A 435-nucleotide genomic window follows, 5' to 3' on the forward strand; every position below is an offset into this window, starting at 1 on the left:
CCATACCCGAGAATTACTGGGCTGGCATCTGTCCCGCTCGGGCAAGGCTAAAACGGCCGAGGCGGCCCTGGAGCAGGCGCTCATTGCCCGCTATGGCACCTTGGGCAGGGTTGAGGCACCGTTCTTGCTGCGGTCGGATAACGGCTTGGTTTTCACCAGCCGCAGCTACACCAGGTTGGTTCGCAGCTATGGCTTGAGGCAGGAGTTCATCACGCCGCATTGCCCAGAGCAGAACGGCATGGTGGAACGGGTCATCCGAACGCTGAAGGAGCAATGCGTGCACCGCCATCGCTTCGAGAGTTTGCAGCACGCCAGCCGGGTCATCGCCGGCTGGATCGGGTTCTACAACAACCAGCGTCCACATCAGGCGCTGGGGATGAAAACACCCGCTGAGGCATTTGCTTTAGCAGCCTAAGTTGAGCAGGAATCGCTGGG

Annotated in this window: 1 protein-coding gene; it reads left to right on the plus strand. The window is 60.5% G+C overall.

What is annotated here, in order from left to right; translation table 11 throughout:
• Nucleotides 1-415, plus strand: a 415-nt coding sequence (locus tag KDM89_RS19865; RefSeq protein WP_212689614.1) for an integrase core domain-containing protein, incomplete at its 5' end; no start/stop codon positions are given.
• Between the last annotated feature and the right edge of the window lie 20 nt (nucleotides 416-435).

Source organism: Cognatundibacterium luofuense, from assembly GCF_018139685.1.
GTDB classification, from domain to species: domain Bacteria; phylum Pseudomonadota; class Gammaproteobacteria; order Burkholderiales; family Burkholderiaceae_D; genus Undibacterium; species Undibacterium luofuense.